The organism is Thermococcus atlanticus, assembly GCF_054657855.1.
Genome location: NZ_BAAHXX010000001.1, coordinates 2,269,379 through 2,294,766, shown reverse-complemented (window position 1 = coordinate 2,294,766; position 25,388 = coordinate 2,269,379). Strand labels below are relative to the sequence as shown.

22 protein-coding genes are annotated in these 25,388 nt (G+C 50.7%); 14 read left to right on the top strand and 8 right to left on the bottom strand.

Features of this window, described 5'->3' with window-relative positions:
* The 3 genes from ACYQ27_RS12525 to ACYQ27_RS12515 form a co-directional block, all read left to right on the top strand.
* Positions 1-182 (top strand): DUF211 domain-containing protein (locus tag ACYQ27_RS12525; protein ID WP_460041740.1); only part of this gene is annotated, 182 nt, incomplete at its 5' end.
* A 9-nt stretch (positions 183-191) separates the two neighbouring features.
* On the top strand, positions 192-749 hold the full coding sequence (locus ACYQ27_RS12520) for an ArsR/SmtB family transcription factor (RefSeq protein WP_460041739.1): 558 nt from the start codon (positions 192-194) through the stop codon (positions 747-749).
* Positions 750-774: 25 nt separating this feature from the next.
* Positions 775-1,338: an ArsR/SmtB family transcription factor gene (locus tag ACYQ27_RS12515; RefSeq protein ID WP_456396749.1), complete on the top strand. Its 564-nt coding sequence runs from the start codon at positions 775-777 to the stop codon at positions 1,336-1,338.
* Position 1,339: 1 nt separating this feature from the next.
* On the opposite strand, the gene ACYQ27_RS12510 is transcribed toward ACYQ27_RS12515, so the two are convergent.
* The 4 genes from ACYQ27_RS12510 to ACYQ27_RS12495 all read right to left on the bottom strand — a co-directional run bounded on the left by ACYQ27_RS12510 (position 1,340) and on the right by ACYQ27_RS12495 (position 5,039).
* Positions 1,340-2,782, bottom strand: a complete 1,443-nt coding sequence (locus ACYQ27_RS12510) for an NAD(P)H-hydrate dehydratase (protein ID WP_460041889.1) — start codon at positions 2,780-2,782, stop codon at positions 1,340-1,342.
* A gap of 26 nt (positions 2,783-2,808) precedes the next feature.
* Positions 2,809-3,198, bottom strand: coding sequence for a hypothetical protein (locus ACYQ27_RS12505; RefSeq protein ID WP_460041738.1), 390 nt, complete (start codon positions 3,196-3,198; stop codon positions 2,809-2,811).
* Positions 3,188-3,991, bottom strand: a complete 804-nt coding sequence (locus ACYQ27_RS12500; protein ID WP_460041737.1) for a hypothetical protein — start codon at positions 3,989-3,991, stop codon at positions 3,188-3,190. Before ACYQ27_RS12500 ends, ACYQ27_RS12505 begins: the two co-directional genes overlap by 11 nt.
* 535 nt (positions 3,992-4,526) lie before the next feature.
* Positions 4,527-5,039: a [protein ADP-ribosylglutamate] hydrolase gene (locus ACYQ27_RS12495; RefSeq protein WP_460041888.1), complete on the bottom strand. Its 513-nt coding sequence runs from the start codon at positions 5,037-5,039 to the stop codon at positions 4,527-4,529.
* Between the two features lie 224 nt (positions 5,040-5,263).
* Here ACYQ27_RS12495 and ACYQ27_RS12490 point away from each other — a divergent pair, with 224 nt between their 5' ends.
* The gene (locus ACYQ27_RS12490) at positions 5,264-6,091 is read left to right on the top strand and encodes a hypothetical protein (RefSeq protein WP_460041736.1); all 828 of its coding nucleotides are present in this window, start codon (positions 5,264-5,266) and stop codon (positions 6,089-6,091) included.
* A gap of 3 nt (positions 6,092-6,094) precedes the next feature.
* Here ACYQ27_RS12490 and ACYQ27_RS12485 read toward each other — a convergent pair whose 3' ends face one another.
* The gene (locus tag ACYQ27_RS12485; RefSeq protein WP_460041735.1) at positions 6,095-7,369 is read right to left on the bottom strand and encodes an amidohydrolase family protein; all 1,275 of its coding nucleotides are present in this window, start codon (positions 7,367-7,369) and stop codon (positions 6,095-6,097) included.
* Between the two features lie 70 nt (positions 7,370-7,439).
* The gene (locus ACYQ27_RS12480) at positions 7,440-8,213 is read right to left on the bottom strand and encodes an S-methyl-5'-thioadenosine phosphorylase (RefSeq protein ID WP_456452156.1); all 774 of its coding nucleotides are present in this window, start codon (positions 8,211-8,213) and stop codon (positions 7,440-7,442) included.
* 150 nt (positions 8,214-8,363) lie between these two features.
* On the opposite strand from ACYQ27_RS12480, the gene ACYQ27_RS12475 reads away from it, so the two are divergent.
* Both ACYQ27_RS12475 and ACYQ27_RS12470 read left to right on the top strand, forming a co-directional pair.
* A complete protein-coding gene (locus tag ACYQ27_RS12475; protein ID WP_456396724.1) occupies positions 8,364-9,086 on the top strand; it encodes a proteasome assembly chaperone family protein in 723 nt (240 codons plus the stop codon).
* A gap of 9 nt (positions 9,087-9,095) precedes the next feature.
* Positions 9,096-9,473 carry a DUF473 domain-containing protein gene (locus ACYQ27_RS12470; RefSeq protein ID WP_456452152.1) on the top strand — a complete coding sequence of 126 codons (378 nt, stop codon included), beginning with the start codon at positions 9,096-9,098 and terminating at the stop codon, positions 9,471-9,473.
* Between the two features lie 12 nt (positions 9,474-9,485).
* On the opposite strand, the gene nucS is transcribed toward ACYQ27_RS12470, so the two are convergent.
* Together nucS and radA are read right to left on the bottom strand one after the other, a co-directional pair.
* Complete coding sequence (gene nucS / locus ACYQ27_RS12465; protein ID WP_456396720.1) at positions 9,486-10,238, bottom strand: endonuclease NucS; 753 nt, start codon at positions 10,236-10,238, stop codon at positions 9,486-9,488.
* A gap of 45 nt (positions 10,239-10,283) precedes the next feature.
* On the bottom strand, positions 10,284-11,351 hold the full coding sequence (gene radA / locus ACYQ27_RS12460) for a DNA repair and recombination protein RadA (protein WP_456452150.1): 1,068 nt from the start codon (positions 11,349-11,351) through the stop codon (positions 10,284-10,286).
* Positions 11,352-11,624: 273 nt separating this feature from the next.
* On the opposite strand from radA, the gene ACYQ27_RS12455 reads away from it, so the two are divergent.
* From ACYQ27_RS12455 to ACYQ27_RS12420, 8 genes are all read left to right on the top strand, one after another.
* Entirely contained in the window at positions 11,625-11,816 is a 192-nt protein-coding gene (locus tag ACYQ27_RS12455) for a hypothetical protein (RefSeq protein WP_460041734.1), read from the top strand.
* 411 nt (positions 11,817-12,227) lie between these two features.
* Complete coding sequence (locus tag ACYQ27_RS12450) at positions 12,228-12,854, top strand: DUF8183 domain-containing protein (RefSeq protein ID WP_456452146.1); 627 nt, start codon at positions 12,228-12,230, stop codon at positions 12,852-12,854.
* A gap of 268 nt (positions 12,855-13,122) precedes the next feature.
* Positions 13,123-14,370: an ORC1-type DNA replication protein gene (locus ACYQ27_RS12445; protein WP_456396712.1), complete on the top strand. Its 1,248-nt coding sequence runs from the start codon at positions 13,123-13,125 to the stop codon at positions 14,368-14,370.
* Complete coding sequence (locus tag ACYQ27_RS12440; RefSeq protein WP_460041887.1) at positions 14,370-16,430, top strand: DNA-directed DNA polymerase II small subunit; 2,061 nt, start codon at positions 14,370-14,372, stop codon at positions 16,428-16,430. Before ACYQ27_RS12445 ends, ACYQ27_RS12440 begins: the two co-directional genes overlap by 1 nt.
* A 3-nt stretch (positions 16,431-16,433) precedes the next feature.
* On the top strand, positions 16,434-17,519 hold the full coding sequence (locus ACYQ27_RS12435; protein ID WP_456452144.1) for a DUF8203 domain-containing protein: 1,086 nt from the start codon (positions 16,434-16,436) through the stop codon (positions 17,517-17,519).
* A 165-nt stretch (positions 17,520-17,684) separates the two neighbouring features.
* The gene (locus tag ACYQ27_RS12430) at positions 17,685-22,922 is read left to right on the top strand and encodes a DNA-directed DNA polymerase II large subunit (RefSeq protein WP_460041733.1); all 5,238 of its coding nucleotides are present in this window, start codon (positions 17,685-17,687) and stop codon (positions 22,920-22,922) included.
* 79 nt (positions 22,923-23,001) lie between these two features.
* Entirely contained in the window at positions 23,002-24,042 is a 1,041-nt protein-coding gene (locus ACYQ27_RS12425) for an ABC transporter permease (protein ID WP_456396706.1), read from the top strand.
* Entirely contained in the window at positions 24,039-25,355 is a 1,317-nt protein-coding gene (locus ACYQ27_RS12420) for an ABC transporter permease (protein ID WP_456452836.1), read from the top strand. The genes ACYQ27_RS12425 and ACYQ27_RS12420 overlap by 4 nt, the downstream gene beginning before the upstream one ends.
* Positions 25,356-25,388 lie beyond the last annotated feature (33 nt).

The following is a 25,388-nucleotide window of genomic DNA, read 5'->3' as shown; positions in this document are numbered from 1 at the left end:
AAATCGACAAGGAGACCGAGAACATCAAGATAACCATTGTGGGGGACAATCTTGATTACGACGAGATAGTCAGGACAATCGAGGAGTTCGGCGGAGTTGTGCACAGCATAGATATGGTCGCAGCGGGAAAGAAGATAGTCGAAGAAAGCGAAACACCTCAGGACAGGCTCGAAGAGTATTGAGGTGTTTTCATGAAGGATGTTATCATAATAACGGAGCCCGAAAGGGTAAAGATTCTTTCGGAGAACACCCGCTTCAGGATTCTGGAGCTCCTGAGGGAGCGTCCGATGACCATAAATGAGCTGACGGAAATTCTTGACAGGGACAGGACAACAATCTACAGACACATAAAAACCCTCGAAAAAGCGGGCTTCGTCGAGGAGATAGGCCAGGAGGGCAATGGACGGATATACGCAAGAACAGCGAGGATTTTTCTTATAAAAGCGGATCCGGATGCCAGTGTGGAGCACTTCAGGCAGGCATACCTGCAGGTGGAGGCAAAAAAGCTTGTCCAGATACTTGAGAAGGTGGGCATCAGGATAAAGGACAAAAAAGGCCTGGTGGCCCTGACCAGGGAAGTACTCGATGAAATCGAAGTAAACGCACAGCCCATAATAAAGAGAATCTCACAGGCGGATATAGATTTGAGCGAAATAGAGCTCTTTCACCTGTTAAACATACTGGTGTTTTTCCAGAGCTGCAGGCTGTGCGAGAAGGCCAGGAGATTAAACACACTCATCGAGCTTTGATCAAAGCGGAATTTTGGGGATTTGGATGGTAAAAGGTGTAATAATAGTTAGTGAGCCGGAAAGGATAAAGATACTCGCTGACGAAACGAGGTTTGAAATTCTCCACCTTCTCAGGAGGGGGCCTATGAGCATAAGAGAGCTCACCATGATGCTGCACCGGGACAGGACAACAATCTACAGACATATAAAAACCCTCGAAAAAGCAGGCTTCGTCGAGGAAATTGGAAAAGAAGGAGCAGAACGCATCTACGCAAGAACAGCGAGAATATTCATGATACGTCCCGAGAAAGACGAGAAGGAAGTTGAGGAAATCAGGGAAAAATATTTCGGCATCGAAGCAGAAGCCATATTGAATCTATTGAAGCATGTGGGGTTCTGGGTGGAGGACGAGTGCAGATTTGTGAAACTGATGGAGAGGATTCTCAAGGAAATCGACGAAAATTCAAAGGAATACCTGGAGAAGCTCAAACAGATCGACATAACCGAGGTTGAGTTCCTTTATTTAATGAACACGCTTGTCCTCCTGAATTCCCCGAAGCTCCAGAAGGAGATAAGGGAAATCAGAAATCTCCTGAAGCTGGAGGATTAGATCAGAACTCCACCACCCACTTAACCGCCTCCGGCACTCTCTTCGCGACCTCCAGTGCGGTGAAGTTATCCCCGAGCTCTTCCTTCACCATGTCCCCGGCGAGACCGTTGAGAAATGCTCCAACGGAGGCTGATCTTAACGGCTCGTTGCCAAGCGCTAAGAGAGAACCAACGATTCCAGCTAAAACGTCTCCAGTCCCCCCGGTGGTCATTCCCCTGTTTCCGGTTCTGTTGTACTTCCAGATTTTTCCATCGCTTATAATGTCGTAGGCACCCTTGAGGAGGATTGCACCACCGATTTCCCCCGCCTTTTCCTCCACAAGTTCGGCTTTCTCCCCAAGTGAACCCTCGGGCTTCACGCCAAAGAGAACCTTGAACTCTCCACCGTGGGGGGTTAAGACGAAGGTCTTTCCCTTTAGAACGCTCAAGTCTTCTGCGAGAGCCTTCAGGCCGTCGGCGTCCATGACCAGAGGCTTTTCGCATCTCCTGATAAACTCCCTCACGAACTCCCTGGTTTCCTCTGCGAGACCGATTCCCGGGCCGATAACCACTGCGTTAACTTTCTCGGCAAGCTTCAAAACATCTTCGAGGTGCTCCTCTGCAAAGTTCTTTCCCTCTACTGGCCTCAGAATAATGTCCGGGTCGGTTATTCTCATTGCGGAGTACTCTGGCATCACCAAATAAACGAGGTCAACGATGTAGGAGGCGGCCTTTGAGGCAAGGTAAGGTGCCCCGAAGTAGTTCTCGCTCCCGCCGATTATCAAAAGCTTCCCGTTCTGCCCCTTGTGCTCGCCCTTCTTCCTTAGGGCGAACTTCGCATCGCCCGGCCCGACGAGGTGGTAGAGCTCCTTCGGATAGCCTATCTTAGTTATCACCCGCTCGAAGTCCTTGTATTCTTCCTTGTCCCACTGGAAGGTCACCGCGAAGTCTGCCTTAACGCGAATAGGCGATGGATAGCCGCTCGGGAGGTCAACGCTCACTATCTTGGCTTTCCCCGCGTACTCGTTGATTTTCTCGATGGCGGATCGTATCGGCTCCCTCGGCTCGCCCCTCGTGCCGGCCCCGAGGAGGGCATCGACGATAACGTCAAAGCCGCTCAGGTCGAGGGAGTTTATGTAAGCCGAGTCCTTGAGGACTTTGATCTTCACGAAGTCAAGTGCCTTCAGGATTTCCCAGTTGTGCTTAGCTTCCTCGCTCCTTATCTTCGCCTCATCCCCCACAAGGAAAAGTGTAACATCGTTCTCGAAGCTGAGGTGTCTGGCAACGACGAAGCCGTCGCCGCCGTTGTTGCCCGTCCCAGAGAAAACCGCTACCCTATGCCCCTTCCCAAAGCGCTCCTCTATAACCCTGGCAACTCCAGCGCCAGCGTTCTCCATGAGCTGGTAAGGAGTTATGCCGAGCCACTTCGCGTTTATGTCCCATATGTAAACGTCCTCGATGCGCATGAGCACCACCATGAGAAATTTCGGGTTTAAGGGTTAAGGGGTTTTCCCCGTCGGGATGAAATCAAAATGAGAAGCAAACCTGAGGGGGCCGTGATGTACCAAGAAAGGGCAAAGAGGAGAAGTCCAACATATCCGCTCTTAACGAGCGCGTAGGGGAACTCAAAAATGATGGCGATGATGAAATAACCCATGAGAAGTTTGAATGGAAACCCTCCCTTTCTGAGGACTATCAGCAGGTGGGCCTCGACGATGCCCATGAGGAAAGGATATCCCAAGATTAGGAACCGGGGGAGATGGAGCAGGAGAGGCGCGTTGTAGAAAAGCACGATGCTGAGGGTGTCCATCACAGTAACGAAGCGAAAGGCAAGCCGGAAGATCAGGATGATGGGGAGCCACGATTCCCAGCTACCCTCCATTTTTGGACCTCCCAAAACCCCCAGTAAATGAGGGAGAATTGAGGGCAAGCGCCACAATGGAGAGCGCTATGGAGAGAGGCGTCCAACCACTCATAGGAGGCCTGAGGACGATTCCAAAAAACAGGAAGTTCACGAGGAGGATTATCACGGCGCAATTCTTCCGCCCTTTGGCCCAGAGAACCGGCGATGCAATCCCCAGTATAATTAAAGCGTAGGAGAGAGTCAAACACAGGAGAGCCATCGCCCCGGAGTAAACTTCTCCACATATCCAAGAGAAGTAAAATACAAAGCTAACGGCCATGAGGAGGAACACAGCGAAGTTGAAAACGTAGAGGACCAAGCCAACCGCCCGGGAAAGTGACCTCGATGCACCCGCCTCCCGGGGAGAGAATACAAAAAGGATGAGGGAAAGAACCAGCCCAGCGAGCGCGAAAAGCCTGGCACTTATTGCCCAGGTCCACGCCTCAAAGAAGGTTATCCCAAAATAGAACGCCGAGAGAATGGAGAAAACCCTGATTCTGCCGGCCAGAAGGAGCGACAGGATTGAGATGCCAAGGGAGAACATTCCGAGGGAATACAGCCTGCAGGGGGTGTTGTAAACCACCGCTCCAAACATGGGGCACTCGCCGATGTCGTAGCTCAGGAGGTTGCCGGGGAGAAAGTAGAGGAGAAAGAAAACGACCGAGATTTTAGTGAGAAAGAGGACTATCCCGCCAGAATTCGCTCTTATGGAGTTCCAGCCACCAACATTCCGTTTAACCGTAACAAAAGACAGGAAAGCCAGGAGGAACAAAAATGCGTCAAATGCCATCAGCCATTTAAGGCTCCAAAATAAGGGGAGAGAAAACAGAAAATACAGCGAAAGCATGAAAAATGCCGGTTTTTCGGCGTTCAAATCCCGGTAGAGATGAAGGGCGAGGAACAGCAGCAGGGTGAGGATGAGAACCAGCAGAACAGAAAGGAGGTAATGAGTATGAAATATACGAGACCCCCCAGTTTGCAGTAGATAGAACTCCTGTATAAACCAGAGGAAAAATGCAGATGAAAAAAGGAGCTTCGCTTTCACGTCCATGAGACATGCCTCCAGTGTCTGTCCATTTGGTACCTTACGAAAAGGTCGATAGCAGTCCATTCATCGACATCTGCCTGTGGTTTTGCACCTACAAGCCCCGAAAAGACAAAAACCAGAATTAACACTCCGGCCAAAAATCCAGCTCGTTTCAAAGGACATCACCATTAGGCATTAAACATTAGGCATTAGGCCTATATATAATTTTCTATCAAAAGTATTGAAAATATTGATAAACCAAAGTAAAAACTAGGATATCTTAAATAAATTCTAACGCCCGCTTGTAATCCCTCTCCGAATAAAGCACCAAATAGACCTTCTCCAAGCTCCCCGCTTCCTCCGAAAACTCCTCCACAACTTCACTGAAAGTTCTCACGACCTCCCCAAGTGGGCATCCATAGATGCCCGCACTTATCGCGGGGAACGCCATGCTCTTAACGCCGAGCTCATCGGCTTTCCTCAGAGCGCCGAGAATAGCCTTTCGCAGCTTTTCCTTCTTATCGTCATCCCATCTGCCGCCGCAGTAGGGCCCGACCGTGTGAATGACGTATTTTACCCCGTGTTTTTCGAGCCTCAGAGCCGGCGTAACTACGACCTCCCCGTGCTCGATGGAGTCCTTTCCGAGCTGCTCCCGCATGGCTTCCCTGCTTATCCTTATGTACTCCCTAGCATCACCTGCGGCGGCCTTCGCTATGGCGTAGGCGACACCTCCGCCGTGCTGCAGGTAGCGGTTAGCTGCATTTACGATGGCTTCAGCAGGGAACTTCGTTATGTCCCCCCCTAATTATCTCAATGTGGATCATGAAAACCACCGCTCAGAATACGGTTCAATGATTTTAATCGTTACGGCCACCGGGTTCATCTCAGACCTACCCGAAAAATGCAAAACCCCGAAACATTATGAAAGCCCAGAATTTCTAAGGCCAAATTTTATACATGTACAATTCAAAACAGTAAAATTTAAAAACATTTGAGAGGAATACCACCGGTGATCGTATGAAAGCATGGGATGCTCTTGGAGAGGCAATCGGCATAATATCCAGAAACAGGTGGCTCCTGACTTTTCCGGTAATAGCCTATGCACTGGAAAGCCTTGGAGAGGTTATCACGGGCTATGGGGATACTGCAAAGCTCATAAGCTATAAACCCGGATTTCCCCAGGTATATGCTCTTCCCCTGCTGATAATAGGAGCATATCTCCAGCTGTCCGCTGCGTACTACACAGTCAGGGGTTATTACCTACTGAAAACAGAGCGGCTTGGAGAAAAATCGGGGCTGCTATCAAAATCGCTGAGATACGGGATAATAATATTCTTCGTCGCATTGATTTATGGACTGGTTCTTGCATTTATGGGGCTTATCGGCGCCGTTCCAGCGGTGATTGCATATTTTGTCCTGCAGAAAACCTCGGAAACTGCTGCAATCGGGGCGGCACTCCTTTTGGGGCTCCCTGTTGCGGGCTTCCTTGCAGGGGTCGTCATGATGATGCTCCCGGCATACATATGGGATGATAGTTTCGAGTCTGGATTCAGTGTTATCGGGCTGGCATGGAGCAATAAAAAGGAAACGGCGGTCTTTGGATTCGCAATGTTCCTCATTTTAATAGCCGGCGGGGCTGTCCTCGGCGGGGCGGCCGAGTTCATCGGCTGGATAAACAGCGGCTTGGCCGGGGCGATTGTCGGGGGAGCAGTCTTCGGGGCAGGCCTCGGAGCCCTGAGTGCTCTCAGCTATATCGCGGGGGTTTTGATGTATATAAATCTGGGAAAGAGACCAGCAGAGGGAAGCCCAATAAGTCCAGACCCTGACTGGCTTGCGGGCCTTTAACCTTCAGGCAAGCTTTTCTATCGCTTTTTCAGCTTTTTTCAAAATCCTCTCCTCATCCAAAGTGAGAACCTCACGGTCGAGCATCAGGATTTTTCCGTCGACTATCATGCTTTCCACATCACCGCCGTTCGCCGAATAAACTATGTGGCTCACTATGTTGTTCATGGGCCTCAGGTGGGGCATGTTGAAGTCTATTATCACCAGATCCGCCAGAGCGCCCTCTTTTATCACACCGGCGTTTAAACGCAGGGCCCTCGCACCGTTCAGCGTCGCCATCCTGAATACCGTCCCGGCATCCGCCACGGTGGGGTCAAAGTTATAGACCTTATGGAGGAGCGCAGCCAGTTTCATCTCCTCAAGCATGTCGAGGTTGTTGTTGCTGGCAGAGCCATCCGTACCCAAAGCCACATTTACCCCTGCTTTCAGCAGCTTTGCGAGGGGCATAACCCCGCTGGCAAGCTTCATGTTGCTTGCAGGGTTGTGGGCAACGGTAACACCGTGTCTCGCCAGGATGTGTATGTCCCTTGAATCCAGCCAGACTCCATGGGCTATTATAACATCCCTGCCCAGAAAGCCTATATCATCGAGGAGCTCCACAGGACTTTTTCCATAGCGTTCAAGAATTCTGCCGATCTCGCTCTGTGTTTCGCTGACGTGAATCGTTATCAGCCTGTTGTGTTCATCCGCCAGCTCTCTAACCTTCTCAAGCAGCACTATCGAGCAGGTGTATGGAGCATGAGGCCCGAAGACGAAGTGAACCCTGTCAGATCGCAGGCCATCAATGAACTCCATAGTCCTGACGGCCTCCTTAAGCTCTTTCTCAGTCCTGTCAGGATCCCCAAGGTCTATCATTCCGTAGGAGAGATATCCCCTGATCCCGGCCTCAAGAACGACCTCCGCAACAGCATCCATGTGGAAGTACATGTCGAGAAAGGCCGTCGTTCCGGTCTTTATCATCTCAAGAACGCCGAGGTATGCACCTGCCTTTGTTAGCTCCCTCGTCAGCTTAGCTTCGCGAGGCCAGATATACTTCTCCAGCCAGTCCATCAGGGGAAGATCATCGGCCAAGCCGCGGAAAAGCCCCATCGGCGAATGCGTATGGAGATTGATGAAGCCCGGCGAGATCACCCTGCCCCTGGCGTCTATGACCTTATCAGCGGCCTCTTTTATGCCTCCGGCCACCCTAGCGATGCGATTCCCTTCGATCAGGATGTCAGCTTTCACAATCTCAAAGTTCTCCCCGTAGATAACGTGACCGTTTTTGATGAGAATGCTCATCGGCACCACCTTTTAAAGAGGTATGTTTCCTGTGGAAGTTAAAAAGGTTGGGGAAGCAGGAGAGAAAAGATCACACAAACATGCTCTTCAGCACGTCGGCACAGCCGCACTTTCTCTCCTCAGGGATTTTTGGAACGCCCTTTCTGAGCAGCTCCTGAACCTTGTAGTTGTTTTCCTTCATCACCTTAACAACTTCCTGTGCATCGACCGGCTTCTCTGCCCAGACGTCGTAGTCAGTAACCGTTGCTATATTGACGTAGCACATTCCAAGCTCTCTGGCGAGGTTTATCTCGGGAACGAGGGTCATTCCGATTATGTGGGCAAATTGGCGGAACATGAAGCTCTCCGCCCTCGTGGAGAACCTCGGCCCCTCTATGCACACATATGTGCCCTTTTCATGGACGGGAAAGCCGAGCTCTCTGGCAGTCTCATAGAAAATCCCCCTCATCTCAGGGCAGAATGGGTCGGCCATCGAGATGTGAGCCACCTTTGGCCCGTTGTAGAAGGTGTAGTCCCTCTTTTTGGTAAAGTCAATGAACTGGTCTGTTATCACTATATCGCCGGGCCTGTACTCCTCGCGGAGCGAGCCCACGGCGGTAACTCCTATCACACGCTCGACACCGAGCTCCCTGAGCGCCCAGATGTTTGCCCTATAGTTCACCTCGTGCGGGGGGATGTCATGGCTCTTTCCATGCCGCGGAATGAACGCAACCTCAACGCCCTCTATCCTCCCGATTTCGATGTGTGCAGACGGCCGCCCGTAGGGAGTGTGCACCTTAACGCTCTTCTCCGGCTCAAATACACCGTAGACGCCTGACCCGCCGATAATACCGATCTTTGGCATTGACATCACCAGGAATGAGATTATCCCTCAACTATTTAAAGGTGTTTTTGGTTTTGGTTTTTCTTTTTCAATCCCCCATACCTTTGGCGAAGCTCTGTACCGGGGAAAACTTTAATTTCCGGTGAACTCAATTTCCTATGGGGTGGGAGCATGCAGAAGCCCGTTGAGCTGATACTTCCGAAAATTGAGAGCCCCATTTTTATTGAGGGATATCCGGGAATAGGCCTCGTCGGTCATATAGCGGCGAATTTTCTGATTAAAGAGTTAAAGATGGACATGATAGGCTACGTCGAGAGCGATTTTCTGCCCCCGATGGCCCTGATTCTTGAGGGAAAACCAAATCCGCCGCTTCGCTTCTATGGAAAGGACAACCTAATCCTGGCGGTGGCGGATATATACACCACACCAACCCTCGTAAATGCCATAGCAAGGGAGATTATATCCTACCTCAAGGAAAACAACGCCCGGAAGGTTATTTCCCTCGGGGGTATGGGTATAGGCTTCTTCAAGGAGCAGATGGGAGTCTGGGGTGTTGGAGCGAGCGACGAGGAGAACAGGGAGCTTGAAAATGCGGGGATAAATGTGCTCACATACGGCTCCATAATGGGAATGAGCGGAAAGATGCTATGGGAAGCGAGCAGGGAAAAGCTGAAGGCATACGTGCTTCTTGGAGAAACCTTCGGGGACAGGCCAGACCCGAGGGCTGCAGCAAATGTCATCGAAGCCCTGAAGAAGTTCGTTCCGGTGGAGCTCTCGACCGAACCCCTGCTCAGGGAGGCGCAGATGATAGAGGAACAGCTTAAGAGGATGCACGAACAGATGGAAGCCGCAAGGAAGAAGGCCGAAAGACAGTACGAGAGCATATATCTGTGAGGTGGGAAGATGGAGGTTATAGTTCTCACCGGAATTTCCCGCAGGGTTCTCGATGATCTCCTGAGAAACCCGTACAAAACCGTCGAGCTCAGAAGCGCAAGGAACATAGAGGCCTTGGAAGGCATGGAGAGAAGGATGAGAGTTTTCCTCACGTATGAGACATTCCATGATGTTACGCGGGGCACGGAGGGCCTGATAGCGGAAATTCTGAAGTTTGAGGAGATGGATCAGAGAATCCTGTGGGAGGAGAGCGACGAGAGGGAGCAGACCATCGTCAGAATCCAGCTGAAGCTCCTCGGACTGGGAAAGGTCATCGAGATAGAGAGGGACGGCATAATCCGGGCAAAGGTGAGGGAGATGCTGCCCCACGAGATGAGGATGGGTTAATCAGAAGGGGAATTAGAAGAGGGTTTTCTGGCGCCCGGCTTTCTTTTTCCCTCTCTTCGGCGGCTCAACCTTCCTGAACTCCAGACCCTCCTCCCGAAGGAGTTTTTTGGCACCTGAGGTTAATGAGGGGGCGACCAGAATTCCCCTTACATTTCCGTGCTCCTCACTCAGGGTATCCACGTACCTCTTCAGCTGACTGATGGCATGCAGGTCAGCCCTCCTGCGCTTGAGCTCAAGGACGACGAGGTTTCCATCTTTATCCCTGCCGAGGATATCAACAATGCCGTGTTTTATCGGCTTCTCCCTGAAGAGGGGTCTGAAACCATCTTCAATAAGTTCCGGATTTTCAAAAATCAAATCAGCCATTTCAGCCTCGCTTCCTGTGAGGGCAAGCTCCTCATAATCCTCGGCCTGGAAATATGAGATGAGATACGTCTCGATCAGGTCAACTTCAAGAACCTCTCTCGGCTTCCTCCTCACACTTCTCAGCCGCACAGCACCATCCTCAATGGAAAAACTCACCATGCTGCCGGGCGGCTGCCAGTTGACGGGCTCGCGCTTGTTCTTCTGGTGAATCAAAAACGATCCGTCTGGCTTGATGAGGATAATTCTGTCCCCGGGACCGAGCTCGCTTTTGGCCCTCCCGTCATAATGAACCCTGCAGCGGGCAAAGAGCGTTAGAATAGCCTCAGCTGCCAGTGCTCTGGACAGTATATCCACCAGTTCTTCCGGGGCAGGATTTATTTTTGCTTCAACCTTCGGCATCAGGAGAAATATTGGAAAGGGGGTTAAAAAGCTAATCTCCCGGGTTCAGTCTTCAATTCCCCTCTCGGTTATCCTGAATATGGCCTCACCCTCAGGAAGGTGCGGGGCGTCAATAAGCCTTGCAACCCTCTTCCCGGCCTTTCCCTTTCTGAGATAAATCCTGACTGTGGCTGAATGAGCTAAGATGTGGCCGCCGATGGGCCTCGTCGGATCACCGAAGAATGCATCGGGCTTTGCCTGAACCTGGTTTGTAACGAACACAGCAACATCGTAGAGGTTTGCGACCCTGTGAATGGTGGCCAGATGCTTGGCGAGCTTCTGCTGTCTCTCAGCGAGGGAGCCCCTGCCGACGTATTCGGCCCTGAAGTGAGCCATCAGAGAATCGATGATTATGAGCTTAACGGGCTTGTCGCTCTCCATTTTCTCCTTTATTATCTCCTCCGCCTTCTCAATCAGGAGCATCTGGTGGTTTGAGTTGTATGCCCTCGCAACGTATATATGCTTCAGGACTTCGTCCGGGTCAAGCCCCCTGTTTTCGGCGATCTGTTTTATCCTCTCGGGCCTGAAGGTGTTTTCGGTGTCAATCCATATAACCGAACCGTTAAGTCCCCCTTCCTCCGGAGGAAGCTGCACGGTGACGGCAAGGGTGTGCGCTGTCTGGGATTTCCCTGAACCGAACTCGCCGAAGAATTCCGTTATGGCCTGCGTCTCAATTCCTCCGCCAAGGAGTTTATCAAGCGATTTGCTCCCTGTCGTAATCTTTCCAACGGTTTTTCGGCGCTCGTAGTACTCGTCCGCCCTCATAAAAGTCCCGATGTTTGCCGCCTCCCTCGCGGCCTGAATGATCTTTAAAGCTGCACCCTCACTTATCCCTGCAATCTCCTTGAGCTCCATCGGGGATGCAACGGCTATAGCTTCTATGCTGTCATAACCTGCCTCCCTGAGCTTCTCCGCAGTTGCGGGCCCGACTCCCGGGAGATCCTCAAGCGTGGCCACGGTCTTCTCTTTCTTTTTCTTTTTTGGAGTCTCCCCATCGGGGTTATCATGAATTTCGAGCTCTTCAAACTCCTCCAGTTCTTTTATTTCATCGGCAGCCTTCTTTTTCTTCGCCATGGTCTCACCCACAAACATACTGCTGATTAGAGTAAAAATCCGGAGGGTTATATACTTTTCTCCCGGGGCAGCAGATTAAAAACCTGCGGGTGAACTTCCAGTGGAAACAGAACTCTGCATCACCACTAATTCACTAAACAATTGACAGTTCATAGACCATAATTTAACACACGTGACCGACCCGTTGGTGATTGCCCATAAGGTCGAAAAACTGATTTTTCCCAATCCAGGTATCGCACACCCATCCGATGAACCGGACATGAAGGTGCATGAATGCACTGTATATTCCAGTGGAAATCAAGCTCCATTTCGATGAACATTTTAAAGACCCCCCCAGAGTTTTATTTCCACTGGAACCGGGGTTTGGAGAAATGGATGGTGGATGCTGCTGGATATTTGGAAACAGGGATTTATAAAGGATTTTACATACACCCACTGCAAATTCTTTCAATGCCTTTTAAATGAATGTTGGAATTTTTGTACAACTATTATTGTTGTTCAACTGTTATTTATATGTTAGTTCATAGAAACATATATATAGAAGTAACACAAGAAAAAGTGGGAGTGTTTGCACTAAAAGAAGGTCGGTATTTTCCTGTGTAGCCACAAACCCCGCTCCACTGGAAATGAAACTCCCCCGGGGTTCGACTTGTTTAACCTAACAATGTAACGTTAGCAAAAACATTTAACCTAAATGGACATTTGCGTTTATTGGTGGACTGATGTGGATATCCATATCTGTGCATAGAGCTTTCAGTGGAAATGCTCAGACGCATCCATCAGGCTATTTAATATGTCAACCTCGAATGCACATTAACGCACAGCACTTCCTCTGGAAGAATAGTGTTTTAAGACATTGTGCCGAAATTACCTGTGGTGGTTCCTGTGGAGGATTCTCTGGAAACTCAGATTATCGGCTGGTTGAGGGAAGGCAGGGATGACGCCAGGGACATCGTCGACCTTCCGTGGACGGTTACCCGGACCGGGCCGACACATTATCTTGCCCAGTACCCGAAAATGCCCTTTGTTCTCAACCTGATCTTCGGGGAGGGCTTTGTGTATCTGCTGGTTCCCCTGGGGGTAGAAACGCTTGCACTTTCAAACGATGAGCGGCTGAAAATATATCATACACTTCTCCGTCTGAATGATAAGGTCAACCTCCTTAAATTCACCCTGAGCGGTATGAATGATGAGATTGTGCTGCGCGTAGACCTTGACAAAAAGACCCTCGGAAAGGGCGAGTTCAACGATGCCCTGACCGTTTTGCTTATCGGTGTTAATGAGGTTGTCCGGGCCCTTGGGCTTGAAGAGGATTTTGCCAGATCCATATTCGAGCACGTTATCGGCATGGTTGTGGAGAGGATTGAAAAAGGTGCAACGAAGGGAGAACTGCTGAAATTTCTAACGGTTAAGGTTGGAATGAGCAGGAAGGATGCAGAGGCACTCTTGGACCAGATATTTGAGGCTGTGAAGTCCGGGGAACAGGATGTGGGCTACATCTGAATTTGCATGTTTTCTCTCACGTCACCATTCTTTTTTTACACCGCTGTGTTCAACAAAGCATATAAATCCTTCGGGTTATCCATGTATTGCGGTTTCCTCTGGATCATGTGGTTCCTCTGGAGTTACGTTCAACATGGTAGAATCATGACGCATGGTCGGATTTTATGTTTTGTTTGGTATGTCAAGACATGTCTCAAATGATGTATTTAGAATAAGAACATAGCAGAATGCACATAACCGGGCTTTGTTTCCAGTGGAGGGGTAGAGCATGGAAGAGAACTACCTGGGTTCAATCTTTGAAAAATACCTTCATGCACGCAAAATATTCAAGAACAAGGAGGTGCTGAGGCACAGCTATACTCCAAAAGAGCTGCCTCACAGAAGGGAGCAGATAGAGAATCTGGCCCATATCCTGGTTCCCGTCCTCAGGGGCGAGACCCCTTCCAATGTCTTTGTGTATGGGAAAACCGGGACGGGTAAAACCGTGACGATTAAGTTTGTGACTGAAGAGCTCAGGAGGATATCCGAGAAGTATGATGTTCCCGTTGATGTTATCTATGTCAACTGTGAGATAGTCGACACCCAGTACAGGGTTCTTGCAAACATCGTTAATTATTTCAAGGGAGAAAGCGGCGTTGAGGTTCCCCTTGTTGGCTGGCCGACGGATGAGGTTTATGCAAAGCTGAAGGAGGTTATAGATGCGAGGGAGCGTTTTGTGATCATAGTCCTGGATGAGATTGACAAGCTCATAAAAAAGAGCGGGGATGACATCCTCTACAGCCTGACGAGGATAAACTCCGAGCTTGTGAATGCCAAGGTTAGCATAATCGGCATCTCGAACGACCTTAAGTTCAAGGATTATCTTGACCCAAGGGTTCTCTCAAGCCTGAGTGAGGAGGAGGTCGTTTTCCCGCCCTATGATGCAACGCAGCTCAGGGATATACTCCTCCAGAGGGCGAAATATGCTTTTTATGATGATGTGCTTGACAGCGGCGTGGTGCCCCTCTGTGCGGCTCTGGCGGCGAGGGAGCACGGGGATGCGAGAAGGGCGTTGGATCTGCTCAGGGTCAGCGGCGAAATTGCCGAGCGTGAGGGAGCCCCCAGGGTCACCGAGAGACATGTGTGGAAGGCCCAGGAGAAGATTGAACAGGATACGATGGAAGAGGTCATAAAGACCCTCCCGCTGCATTCAAAGGTGCTCCTGTATTCCATCGTGCTGCTGGATGAGAACGGCGAGCTGCCGGCAAACACCGGCGACGTGTATTCGGTTTATAAGGGCCTGTGTGATTACATTGATCTTGAGCCTTTAACCCAGCGCAGGGTGAGCGACCTCATAAACGAGCTCGACATGCTCGGGATTATCAATGCCAAGGTCGTGAGCAAGGGGCGCTACGGCAGAACCAAAGAAATCCGGCTTAACATAACACCTTATAAGGTCAAAAACATATACCGGCATGACAATCAGCTCCAGTCCCTGTTGACTGTGAACATGTCCCCGCAGAGGAGGCTGCTTTGATGGATCTGGTCAGGGATTTGCTAATGAACAGGTATCTGATAACCCCATCGGCCTATTTCCTTCTTCAAGACAGGTATAAGAGAGACTTCATGCTTTCTGAACTGATAAAATTTGCCCGGACACGGGGAACATTTGTGATAGATAATGCACTGGCCGAGGAGTTCCTCAAATCGAAGGGGTTGATTGCTGAAAAGCCCCCTCTGCTGGAGAGCATTGAAAAAAGTGTGGTGGTCGAAGGGGCACTGGAAGCCCGGGCCGCGGAGGAGGATACGGTTTCCACCGGAGCCGTCCCGGTGGGAGGGGAGTATCGGACTCCTGTTTCCAGTGGAACTTCCCCCGAAACTTCAGCAGCACCGCCTGATTCTGGAGAAATCCCGGGTTTGGAGTTTCAAAATGAGGCGGGGCAGGGGTATATTTCCACTGGAACTGCCCCTGAAAAGCATCTGTTATCTCCCAGTTCTGTGGAAATTGAGGCCGTAGAAATCCCCTCTAATGGGGGCCAGAGTTCTGTTTCCACTGAAGCTGCCTCCGGTGTGCGGCCCATAGAGGTTTCGCAGGAGGCTGAAATCCCTGAATCTGAAGCCTCTGCACAGGAGTTTTCCAGTGGAAATGGCGATGAGGATGCCCCCCGGGTCGTCTATGGGGAGTACGGTGTTCTGGTGCCCGTGGAGGAGGAGATTATCCCCGAGGGTGAGGTGAAGAGCTACTCGACCTATTCTGACCTGAGCATAAGGCCCAGGGAGGATTTTGAGTTTAGGGCTAAGGAAATTCCCGACGAGTACGAGATTAAATTTGATGTAAAAAATGTAAAGCTGAAGCCCCCGAAGGCAAAGAATGCAAACGGCAAAGAGGGCGAGATAATAGTTCAGGTTTATGCCAACTACTTCAGGAGCAGAATGAAGAAGATGAGGAAGCTCCTGAGGGAGAATCCGGAGGTTTCGGGGGTAATTGACATCGCAAAGCTCGGCTATGTTGCTCCTGAGGGGGAGGTTGCGATAATAGGCCTGATAAATTCAAAGCGGGAGACGAGAAAGGGCTACATGTTCGAGGTGGAGGACGGGACCGGGGTCATCAAGGTTTTCATCGGAAGGGATAAGGAGGACTACAGGAAGGTTTTTGATATAGTTCCCGATGCCGTTGTTGCCTTCAAGGGATACTACTCCAAAAAGGGCATTCTCTTCGCCAACAGCATCTACCTGCCCGATGTTCCCCTCTACAAGAGGAATAAACCGCCACTCGATGAGAAGGTCTATGCGGTGCTTTTGAGTGATATACACGTGGGGAGCAACAAGTTCTGTGAAAAGGCGTTCATAAAGTTCCTGGAGTGGCTTAACGGTGAGGTAAACAGCAGGGAAGAGGAGGAGATTGTGAGCAGGATCAAGTACATAATAATCGACGGCGATGTTGTTGACGGCGTCGGCATCTACCCGGGTCAGTACAGCGAGCTGGTTATCCCGGATGTCTTTGATCAGTACGAGGCCCTCGCAAATCTTCTGGCGAATGTTCCTGAGCACATGACAATGTTTATCGGGCCCGGAAACCACGATGCCGCAAGGATGGCACTCCCCCAGCCCGGGTTCTACAAGGAATATGCGCACCCGATTTTAAAGCTTAAAAACGCGGTGATAATAAGCAATCCTGCCGTTATAGACCTCCACGGGAGGGAGTTTCTCGTCTACCATGGCAGGGGAATTGAGGACATTGTCTCGTTCATCCCCAACCGGAGCCACCACAGGCCGGCGGAGGCCATGGTGAACCTCCTGAAGCTCCGCCACCTCGCCCCGACGTTTGGCGGGAAGGTTCCAATAGCCCCGGATCCGGAGGATCTGCTGGTGATTGAAAGCGTTCCTGACCTCTTCCACACAGGGCACGTGCATGTTCTCCAGTACCAGGTCTACCACGGGGTGTTCCTCGTAAATTCCGCCACATGGCAGGCCCAGACCGAGTTCCAGAAGATGGTCAACATAGTCCCGACTCCAGGCAAGGTTCCGGTTATAGATATCGAGACCGCCCGTCTGAAGACGGTTATAGATTTCGGTAAATGGTGCGAGGGGGTTTAAACGATGCAATGGCTTTTTGGGTCTGATGAGGACATTCTTAAACTTGTCGGTAGGCGAGGTTCGTTCCTTAGTCGGATTGGGGTTGCTGTTGGCATTAAGGATTCAGATTTTCCCGTTTTCAGGGAGCTCCACTACGAGTTTATGGAGCAATTTAAGTCTCGTTATCGTGTCTATATCCCCCGGAGAGTTTTTGCATCAGTAGATATTCGTGGAATTTTGATTGATGGGTCCGAGTTTAAAGAGTACATGCTTTTTTTGAGGGATTTTGTTAATGAGGTTGTGAACACCTCGGGTCTCTATGTTAATTTTGTTTTTGCTTCATTTGGGGCATCTAAGATCTCTCTCCCCGGAAAAGAAAAGCCCATAAGTGTAAAAACGTTTATTGAAAGTGTGCTTAAGTCGTATTTTGCATATGTTCCTGTCTGGACCGTTATTCATCGGACCGGGATTAAACGCGCTAGAGTTTATGTAGACAGTTTTTCAACATCTCCTGAGACTCCTGCATGGAATGAATTGTGTAATAACAACGAGGTTTACGTAGTTCCCAATGGAGATAAGGTTAATCTGCTTATCTCCGCGGCTGATTTATTGTTGGGGTACATTGGAACTATACTAAAGCTGAGAAACAAAAAACCTGATATTAGCGAGCTAAAACAGTATCTAAAACCCTTTGGATTTAACGATGATAGATTTAGAATTTACCACGTCGGAAATCGAGACCTGGGTCATATTATTTATAGGGATCCCTCGGTTAAAATAAATCCCCTCCGCTATCGTCCATTTCCGATTGTTTACCTGATTCCTGAACTGTCCCCTGCGGGTTTATTGGCGGGGAAGGACGAGAGAAAACTGATTGAATCCTCCCATGTTTATGAGTACATTCTTAGATATGTTGAAGAACAAGAAGGTTCCCTCAAGATCATTTCCTTCACTGAGGATTTCAAGCACTTGTCAGCTGGTGGTGTTGTAGTCTCTCTTGGCGAACACAGCAGGCGGATAGCTGAATATCTTCGCCTTTTGGGATTCCCCCTTGAACATCTCAACGCTAGAGAACTTATCCATCTTTATGGGGGTGATCCCCGCTTATGAATGGCTCTCTGGATTTTCGAAAGGTTTTTATTTGGAACAGCATAAAATTAGAATGGAGGTACCGCCAGACTAGGCGGTATCTCCTTGGCCGACTTATGCAGTATCTCGTTTTTTATTTTACTCTCCTTTTGATATCCATTAGACTGTTTTGTAGAGGTGATTTCTATGGAACTTTATTCCGATGAAATGAAATCCTACTTCGAATCCCTCCAGCGCGAGATAGACAGGGCATACAAGATGGCCGAAAAGGCCAGGGCAACCGGTCTTGATCCCTCCAGAGAGGTTGAGGTTCCCCAGGCGACCGATATGGCCGGGCGTGTTGAGAGCCTCGTCGGCCCGAAGGGCGTTGCGGAGAGAATAAGGGTTCTGGTGAAGGAATACGGTAAGGAGCTCGCATCGTTAAAGGTTGTTGATGAAATCATAGCGGGAAAATTCGGGAAGTTTGAGAGCAAGGAAAAGCTGGCTGAGCAGGCCGTGAGAACAGCTCTGGCAATTCTCACCGAAGGTATCGTCTCTGCCCCCCTTGAGGGCATAGCCGACGTTAAAATCAAGAAAAATTCTGATGGGAGTGAATACCTCGCCCTCTACTACGCCGGCCCGATAAGGAGCTCCGGCGGAACGGCTCAGGCTTTGAGCGTTCTCGTTGGCGACTATGTCAGGAAAAAGCTGGGTCTTGACAGGTTTAAACCCACAGATGAGCACATAGAGAGGATGGTTGAGGAGGTCGACCTCTACCACAGGGCCGTCACGAGGCTGCAGTATCACCCGAGCGCCGATGAGGTAAGGCTGGCCATGAGGAGCATTCCTGTGGAGATAACGGGTGAGGAAACGGACAAGGTTGAGGTGAGCCACAGAAACGTTCCCGGCGTCGAAACGAATCACCTCCGCGGCGGTGCAATACTCGTTCTGGCCGAAGGCGTCCTCCAGAAGGCCAAGAAGCTGGTGAAGTACATAGATAAGATGGGTATTGAGGGCTGGGAATGGATTAAGGAATTCGTTGAATCGAAGGAGAAGGGGAAGGTCTCGGGGGAGCTGCCGGAAGCGAGTAAAAAAGCCGAAGAAGCCCCTTCTGAGAGAGCCGGGGAAAAGGTCAAAAAAGGCTTTTACTACGAGCTCTATGAGAAGCTCAGGGAGAACATAGCCCCAAACTCAAAGTACACGAAGGAGATAATCGGTGGCAGACCTCTCTTTGCGGAGCCTTCGAGGAACGGCGGCTTCCGCCTCAGATACGGCCGCTCAAGGACGAGCGGGTTTGCGACCTGGTCCATAAATCCCGCGACAATGCTGATTCTCGACGAGTTCCTGGCTGTGGGAACCCAGATGAAGACCGAGAGGCCGGGAAAGGGATGTATAGTTACCCCCGCCACGACAGCCGAGGGGCCAATTGTCAAGCTCAGGGACGGCTCCGTTCTCAGAGTCGATGACTATGAAACCGCCCTGAGGATAAGGGACGAGCTTGAGGAGATTCTCTACGTAGGGGATGCCATAATAAACTTCGGCGACTTCGTTGAGAACAACCAGACCCTCCTGCCTGCAAACTATGCGGAGGAGTGGTGGATTCAGGAGTTTGTTAAGGCTGTGGAGGATGTGTATGAGCTCAGGCTGAGGCCATTCGAGGAAAATGCGCACGACGTGCTGGAAGAGGCCGCTGATTACCTCGATATGGATGCCGGATTTTTGAGGGAGCTCCTGAAGGATCCTCTGAGGGTCAGACCGACGGTGGAGGAGGCCATACACATTTCCAGAATCCTTGACATACCGTTCCACCCCCACTACACCCTCTACTGGAATACGCTCAGGCCTGAAGAGCTTTCATCGCTCCAGAATATCCTCATAAATGCCCAGATCGAATGGGCCGAGTACAGGGGGGTAAAATATGCCAGAAGAACCCTCATTCCCCTCGATGTTCTTGGAAGTGCAAAGCGCCACCTCGAACTTCTCGGCCTTCCCCACAGGGTGGAGGATGGAAGCGTTGTTGTTGAATATCCATGGAGCGCCGCCCTGATGACCCCCCTGATGAACCTTGAGAAAAGGATAGAGGTCAAAGAATTCCACACGCCGATAGACCTGATAAACGAGGCAGGCGAGATAAAGCTCAGGGACAGGGGCATAAGCTGGATAGGTGCGAGGATGGGGAGGCCCGAGAAGGCAAAGGAGCGGAGGATGAAGCCCCCAGTTCATGTTCTCTTTCCCATCGGCCTTGCCGGGGGCAGTTCGAGGGACATAAAGAAGGCAGCGGAGGACGGAAGGACCGCTTTCGTGGAGATAGCCCAGTTCAGGTGCACCGAATGCGGCCATGTCGACATATTCCCGAAGTGTCCCGTCTGCGGGGCCCGGGCAGAGCTCCTCTATACGTGTCCGAAGTGCGGCTTCCAATCAACGGAGGATACGGTCTGTCCTAAGTGCGGGATTGACATGAAGCCTTACGTAAGGAGGAAAATCAACCCCTCCGAGCTTCTGAGCAGGGCAATGGGCAATGTCAGGGTCAATACCATTGACAGGCTTAAGGGCGTCATGGGAATGACGTCGGGCTTCAAGATAGCGGAGCCTCTTGAGAAGGGAATCCTGAGGGCCAAAAACGATGTCTACGTGTTCAAAGACGGCACCATCAGGTTCGATGCCACGGACGCTCCCATCACCCACTTCCGCCCGAGGGAGGTTGGGGTTAGCGTTGAAAAGCTCCGTGAGCTCGGCTACACCCACGACTTCGAAGGGAAGCCCCTGGTCAGCGAGGATCAGATTCTTGAGCTCAAGGTTCAGGATGTTATCCTGTCCAAAGAGGCCGGAAGATACCTTGTGAGGGTTGCGAAGTTCATAGATGACCTGCTTGAGAGGTTCTACGGTCTTCCGAGGTTCTACAACGTTGAAAAGATGGATGATCTGGTCGGTCACCTCGTCATAGGGCTTGCCCCCCACACATCAGCAGGAATCATCGGACGGATTATAGGCTTCGTCGACGCTCTGGTTGGCTATGCTCATCCCTATTATCATGCAGCGAAGAGGAGGAATTGCTTCCCGGGTGATACCAGAATACTTGTTCAGATCAATGGAATGCCCCGGAGGATAACGCTCAGGGAGCTGTATGATCTATTTGAAGAGGAAAGCTATGAAAACATGGTTTACGTCAGAAAGAGGCCCAAGACTGACATCAGGGTTTACTCTCTCGATCCCGGGACGGGCAAAGTAGTTCTGACTGAAATTGGGGACGTCATAAAAGCGCCGAGCACCGATCACCTGATACGGTTCGAGCTTGAGATGGGGAGGAGCTTTGAAACGACGGTTGACCATCCGGTTCTGGTCTACGAGAATGGAAAGTTCGTGGAAAAGCGGGCCTTCGAGGTGAAGGAGGGCGACAGAATATTCGTTCCCAAGCTTGAGTTTGAAGAGGTTAATATTGAAAGTTTCGACTTGCTCAAGGCCTTCTTGGATGAACGGTTCGCACACATATGGGATATTATCATGGTCCGTGGACTCTCTGAGTGGCTGTCCTCGCTTGGAGTGAAAGTTAACGGAGATTACCTCCGCAGAGACTCTCTGCCGCTGGGAGAGCTTTTGAGAATCCTAAAAGAAAATGGGCTTTCGTTCGAAGACGTCCCAGACTGCTGGCTGGCTTTCAAGCGCGATAAGGTTAGAATAAAGAGGTTTGCTCCGATAAAACAGCTGATGCGCGTCCTTGGCTATTATCTGGCTGAGGGCTACGCGAGGAAGAACGACAGCGTCTACCAGATAAGTTTCTCAATAACCGATAGCGAGGTTCGCGATGACTTGAAACGTTCTCTCAGAGAGGCCTTTGGGGATGGCTTTGGAATCTACGAGCGCGGAGAAAAGGTCACGATTGGCTCTCGTATTTTGTACCTGCTGTTTACAGAGGTTCTTGGCGCAGGAAGCAACGCCCACACAAAGCGTGTTCCGTCACTCGTTTACACCCTCCCCAAGGACGTGGTCGCGGAGATGCTAAGGACGTACTTTGAAGGAGACGGAACTATTATTGGCACGAGGCCAATGGTAGTTGTGTATAGTGTTAACAAGGCCCTGTTGGAGGACATTGACACATTGCTAATCTCCAAATTTGGCCTTTACCCGAGCTGGGGTGTGGACAGAGACGCAAATTCCCGTCCCGGCAACGTTGTCCAAAAATACCATCAAGCCAAGGGTGGTACTGTCCCTGTGTCTAAAGTCTATCGTTTGAACCTCTACAGTATTCAGGCGTTGAGTTTCATGAATTCAATTGGATTCATCAGCAAAAGAAAGAATAATGTTGCCGAACAATGGAGAGACTACAACTTCCAACCCTATCGGCGTGCTACGGAAATGGGGGTTCTTCTTAAAGTTCGGTCTATTGGGTTTGTCAGACCTCCTGACGATTTTGTATACTCTCTAAGTGCCACCAAATATCATACTATAATAGTTAGTGATAATATTACTACAGCAAATTGTGATGGCGACGAGGATGCTGTCATGCTCCTCCTCGATGCTCTCCTGAACTTCTCCAGATACTACCTCCCTGAGAAGCGCGGCGGCAAGATGGACGCTCCGCTGGTCGTTACCACGCGTTTGGACCCGAGGGAGGTTGACAGCGAGGTCCACAACCTCGATATCGTGCGCTATTATCCGCTTGAGTTCTATGAGGCAACCTACGAGCTCAAATCTCCAAAGGAGATAAAGTTCATAGAGCGCGTTGAGGATCGCCTCGGAAAGCCGGAAATGTATGAGGGGCTCAGGTTTACGCATGATTCCGATGATATCGCCCTCGGGCCGAAGCTGAGCCTCTACAAGCAGCTCGGCGACATGGTCGACAAAGTGAGGAGGCAGCTCGAGCTGGCCGAGCGCATAAGGGCGGTTGACGAACACCACGTCGCCGAGACGATAATCAACTCCCACCTGATCCCGGATTTGAGGGGCAACCTGAGGAGCTTCACGAGGCAGGAGTTCCGCTGTGTGAAGTGCAACACGAAGTACAGGAGGCCGCCGATGAACGGCAAATGTCCGAAGTGCGGGGGGAAGATTGTCCTCACCGTCTCGAAGGGCGCCATCGAGAAGTATCTGCCGACGGCAAAGATGCTCGTGGCAAAATACAGCGTCCTTGACTACACGAGGCAGAGGATATGCCTGACGGAAAAGGACATTAAGAGCCTTTTTGAGAATGTTTTCCCCGAAACCCAGCGGACGCTCATGAGCCTGAACGCCAATGACATCTGCGATAAGATGATAGCCGAGAGAACCGGAAAGAAAATAAAGGGCAGGGGATACCTTGATGAGCTGAGGGAGAATGGAAAGTTCAAGCGCAGGGAAAAGCCTGTGAGGGTGAAAAAGGAACCGAAGCCGGAGAAAGAGGTTAGGGAGGAAAAAACCCGGATGAAAAAGAAGAAACCGATCCGGCTTGATGAGTTCTTCGGTTCCTGAGTTTTTACCACTGCCCGGCTTAAAAAAGCTCTTGGTAAAATTTATAAGGGTTTTTCTGTTTACTCATGCCGGGGTTACCATGTCACGCACGCTTTTCGTTTTGAGACGTTTCCTTGAAATAATTACAATCAGCCTGATAGTCATGCTCATTCTCTCGGCTTTGATAATACAGGTTTCAAAGAGGAATGTTGTTGAGAGTATAGACAGGCAGGCCTACAGCGTTTTTTACAGAAGCCCCTGGATGCAGGAGGAGGCGAAGAGGCTAAACATGACCCCAAGGCAGTACCTTGAGTACTACTACATCAAAAAGGCCGGGCTATCGGATCCAACCTATGTCCTTGCCCCCCGATATCTGAAGCAGGCTCTGGAGATAATGGTCAGATACCGGAGCAATTTATCGCCGTATATCATAAAAACCATCTCCCTGCTGGCTCTTTCATGGGTTCTGATACTTCTCCTCGGAATCCCCATCGGACTCTTCAGCGGGCTTAAGCGGGACTCTCCAATAGACCATCTTCTGACATTCATGGCGCCTTTTTCGGAGGGAATCCCCGCATGGTGGCTCGCGGGAATCCTCATACTCCTCCTCGGGTTTAAGGTCAACCTCCTCCCGGTTTCCGGCTGGGAATCCCTGCCCCCGAAGGAGGGCATATGGCGGTATCTGGATATCCTCTCCCATCTGGTTATTCCCGTCCTCTCGGTTGCCCTCATCTATGTCTGGGGCTATGCCTTCAGAATCAGAAACCTTGCAATAGAGGAATTTGACAAGGAGTACGTAACGGTTGCCAGGGCGAAGGGCTTCACGGAATGGTGGATCATAAGAAAGCACATATTGAAGAACGTTTTTCCGCCCTTCCTGACGTTCACAACCTACACCCTCCTCGACCTGATTACGGGCACGTTCATAATAGACATAATCTTCGGCCTCAACGGGCTGGGCACCCTTCTCTACTACAGCTTTTCCAGACGTGTTGTCCCGAATCAGGGGGTGGCCATGAGCATCCATCCAATGCTTTTCCTCATCGTGAGCTCCCTGATAGTCATCATCTATGTCGCCGCTGCCGTGATCCTTGAGGCCCTCTACGTGTATCTTGACCCGAGGGTGGGGGTGAGGGAATGAAAATCAGGCTCGGGATTGCGATAATTCTCTTCTTCCTCCTCTTTTCGCTCATCGTTCCGGTAATTGTCCCCGAGAGCGAGCTTTCCGCATGGAATGACATCACCCGCTGGCACTACAACCCGAAATTCGCACCCCCCGAGTGGTACAACTACCTTACCTTTCACGACAGGGCGGTTTCGGAGGTTCTGAAGCCCGAGACCCGGGTGCTGAGGTATTCCGGCGTGACGGCCTACAACACCACGTATGTCTATGAATACAGCTACGATGTTCCGCCCCAGGATATTGTTATACTGTTTGGCCCGAACTTCACGGACAGCTATGTGGTCGATATCTCCCTCCGCAGGCCCGACGGATACACCGTCCACCTCTACAGCAACCCCATCAACTATCCCGAGCTTTTCCTGGGAATAGACAGATCAGTCCGGGAGCAGATTTCGGGAATGGCCTCGTCCTATCTCAACGTTACCATGGATTACTTCACAAACCCCGTTTCCCTGCTGTTTACGGGGAAGAACGGGATGCCCCTCCACGGGAAATACGTCTTTGATATAGTGGTTTATTCCCTCACCAACTCCACACCCCCAACGCCGGAAGTTCGTGTTATAGGCAGCTGCTTCGGACTGATGGGAACCGATTCGAGGGGCAGAGACCTCTGGATAGGCTTCACGTGGTCAATGAGAACCACCCTTCTGATAACATTCCTCGCTGCGGGGCTGCTCTTCCTCTTTGTGATGTTCTTCGGCATCGTATCCGGCTATTACGGCAATTCCGCAGGTAAAGCCGTGGACTTCCTGAACAAGGTTCTCCTTGCCATACCCCTCCTGCCGGCCTCTCTGGCTCTGATTTTTCTTTTCTCAAAGCAGGCATCCGGCCTGGGAATGAGCATCTCAACGTCCTCTCTGGCCCTGATCCTTGCGTCCCTTTTCTGGGGCAGGGATGCTAGGAGCCTGAAGATGATAGTCCTTCAGGAGCTCTCGCAGGAGTACATAGAGGCTGCGAAAAGTCTGGGCGCCGGTGACCGCCACATCATAACGAGACACATCATCCCGAGGGCCGTTGTTGTCGCCACATCGTACATCTCCCTTGCAATCCCGCGCCTCATAGTCTTCATAACATTCATCGGGTTCTTTGGCATGATTCCCGGGATAAACTGGGGCTCATACATGGCGGATGCGTATGTTCAGGGGGCGTTCATAAGCGGCGCCTGGTGGTGGATTCTGCCGCCGGGAGTTGCGATAGCCATCCTAGCTCTGGCATTCGTTCTCATAAGCAGGGGAGTTGAGGAGAGGTTTGCCCTCAGGCAGAAGCTGTAGGCCGGGCCAAGCTCAAGAAAATTGAACAGAAAT